General features: G+C 58.4%; 3 protein-coding genes. 1 reads left to right on the top strand and 2 read right to left on the bottom strand.

Going from position 1 to position 2782, the window contains the following annotated elements; all coding sequences use genetic code 11:
- Positions 1-1604: ABC-F family ATPase (locus tag AC2VNK_RS08995; protein ID WP_486883517.1), on the top strand; the 1604-nt coding region annotated here is incomplete at its 5' end.
- Between the two features lie 12 nt (positions 1605-1616).
- Here the strand turns inward: AC2VNK_RS08995 and AC2VNK_RS08990 are convergent.
- Together AC2VNK_RS08990 and AC2VNK_RS08985 are read right to left on the bottom strand one after the other, a co-directional pair.
- Positions 1617-1925, bottom strand: coding sequence for a hypothetical protein (locus AC2VNK_RS08990; protein WP_486883516.1), 309 nt, complete (start codon positions 1923-1925; stop codon positions 1617-1619).
- The coding region (locus tag AC2VNK_RS08985) for a phosphohexomutase domain-containing protein (protein ID WP_486883515.1) at positions 1909-2782 on the bottom strand (874 nt) is incomplete at its 5' end. The genes AC2VNK_RS08985 and AC2VNK_RS08990, both read right to left, overlap by 17 nt.

The raw sequence follows: 2782 nt of genomic DNA, 5'->3' as shown, positions 1-2782 counted from the left end.
CGGAGTCGATCTTGCTCAGCACCGCCAATCTCACCATGCAATTCGGGGCCAAGGCCCTCTTTGAAAACGTCTCCGTCGAGTTTGGCAATGGCAACCGCTATGGCCTCATCGGGGCCAACGGCAGCGGCAAGACGACGCTGATGAAGATTCTCGGTGGCGATCTGGAGCCCAGTTCCGGACACGTCAGCCTGAGCAGTGGCGAGCGTTTGGGCAAGCTGCGCCAGGATCAGTTTGCCTTTGAGGACTGTACCGTACTAGACACGGTGATCATGGGTCACGCCGAACTCTGGCGCGTCAAGCAGGAACGCGATCGCCTGTATGCCCTGCCGGAGATGACCGACGAAGAAGGGATGGCCGTGGCGCATGTGGAGGTGGAGTTTGCCGAGTTGGGCGGCTATGCGGCCGAGTCCCGGGCCGGGGAGTTGCTGAGTGGTGTGGGTATTCCGCTGGAGCAGCACAGCGGCTTGATGTCCGCGGTATCACCCGGCTGGAAACTGCGGGTATTGCTGGCGCAGGCGCTATTTGCCGACCCCGATATTCTGCTGCTGGACGAGCCGACCAATAACCTCGACATCCATACCATCCAGTGGCTGGAAGAACTCATCAGCAACATCAACAGCACCGTCATCATCATTTCCCATGACCGCCATTTTCTGAATAGCGTCTGCACCCACATGGCTGACCTGGATTACGGTGAATTACGCATTTATCCCGGCAATTATGATGAATATATGCAGGCTTCAACCCTGGTGCGGGATCAGTTGCTCGCCGATAATGACAAGAAAAAGGAGAAGATGGCCGAGTTGCAGGGCTTTGTGAGCCGCTTCTCCGCCAATGCCTCCAAGGCCAAGCAAGCGACTTCCCGCGCCCGTCAGTTAGAGAAAATCCAGCTCGAAGAGGTGAAGCCTTCCAGCCGGCAAAATCCCTATCTGGTCTTTAATCAGGAACGTAAACTCTATCGCAATGCCTTGGATGGGAAGGACCTGAGCAAATCCTTTGGCGATCTGCGCCTGTTTCATAAAATGCGTTTGCATGTCGAAGCGGGCGAACGGATTGCGATTATCGGCTCCAATGGCCTGGGCAAAACCACCCTGTTGCGTTGTCTGATGGGCGAATTGACCACCGATGCCGGCGAAATAAAATGGGCGGAGAATGCGCGTATCGGTTACTTCGCCCAGGATTATGCCCCGGAATTTGCGGAGGAGATGACGCTTTTCGACTGGATGTGCCAGTGGCGCGGTGAACGCGATGATGACCAGGTGATCCGCGGTGTGCTGGGCCGCCTGCTCTTCGGGCAGGATCAGGTCAATCGTTCGGTCAAGGTGCTCTCCGGTGGCGAAAAGGGCCGGATGCTCTTCGGCAAGCTCACCCTGCAGAAACCCAATGTGCTGATTCTCGATGAGCCGACCAACCACCTGGATATGGAATCCATTGAGTCTCTTAACTCAGCCCTGGAAAAATACGACGGAACCTTGCTTTTTGTCAGTCATGACCGGGAATTTGTATCCTCACTGGCCACCCGCATCATCGAATTTACTCCGCGGGGCATTCAGGACTTCAAGGGGACCTATGAGGATTATTTACGCAGTCAGGGCATGGGCTGAAGATGGGCAGAATTATTTTTTTCGGTAAAAAGGTTTCCACAGTCCGATAAAAAGTAAAACAACGCCGACCAGGAAAATTTCGCCGATCCATTTCCAGTGGACGACATTCAGCACGTCCGCGAGGTGCAACAGGTTTTGCGCCTCGGCATCAACGCCATGGTGGACTGCCAGTTCCGCCACCGCGTTGGTTTTGAACACCACGCCCAGATAGCGCAGCACCATCAGCAACAGGTCCGCAATCAGCAGCCCGGCGCCGATATACACCCACCAGATGCGCGAGAAAGAGATGCGCCGCATCTGCCGCTTAGGCACGCCAGCCATTCATGACCTGTAACGCCGTGCGCAGCATGGTTTCGGCTTGCTCCGGGCTGTCGGCCTCCGTATAGCAGCGCAGTTCCGGCGCGTTGCCGGAAGGCCGCAGATGAATGATGCCGCCCGGCGCGAGGGTCACCCGGATACCGTCCGTCAGATCCAGGTGCTGTGCGTCACCCGTGATTTCTCCGAAGGCAGCGCTGAAAGCCGCGAGATTCGCCACCTTGTCCTTGCTGCGAAAAGCATCCAGGTAGCGCTGGCTCAGCGCCGTGGGAAAGTCCTGCAAACGGTCGCTGGCGGTATAACGGGGTGGCAGGTCGGCCAGCAAGGCGGCCAGGGGAATGCGCCGTTCCTGCGCCGCCGTCAGCACCGTCAACATGGGCAGAATCGCGTCGCGGGTAGGGAGCGGCACCAGAATGCGGCCATCCCGGGTGAGCGGACTACCCAGCAGAAAACCACCGTTTGCTTCATAACCGCAGACGGGCACCTGTCCCTCCTGCAAAGCGCCCTGCATCGCCGCTATGACATAAGGGGAACCAATCCGGGTGCGGCGGATTTCCGAAAAAAAGCCGGACAACTCCAGCGCCGTATTACTACTGACCGGCGTGACTACCGTATGGGCGCCCAAGGCATGGGCCGTCAGAATCCCCAGCACATCACCGCGCCACCAGCGGCCTTCATGGTCAGCGATCATGGGACGGTCAGCGTCGCCGTCCGTGGTCAGGAGCGCATCGAGATGGTGCTCAGCCACCGCACGTTGCGCCAGAACCGTGTCTTCGCGGCGCAGGGCCTCAGTGTCCAGGGCCACAAAATCCGCCGACCGCCCCAGGGGCAGCACCTCGGCACCCAGCGACTCCAGCAGTGTC

The sequence above is a fragment of the Acidithiobacillus sp. TH-A35 genome, assembly GCF_057473505.1.
The sequence above is the reverse complement of the archived record's forward strand: the minus strand, read 5'-3'. Positions and strand labels throughout refer to the sequence as shown.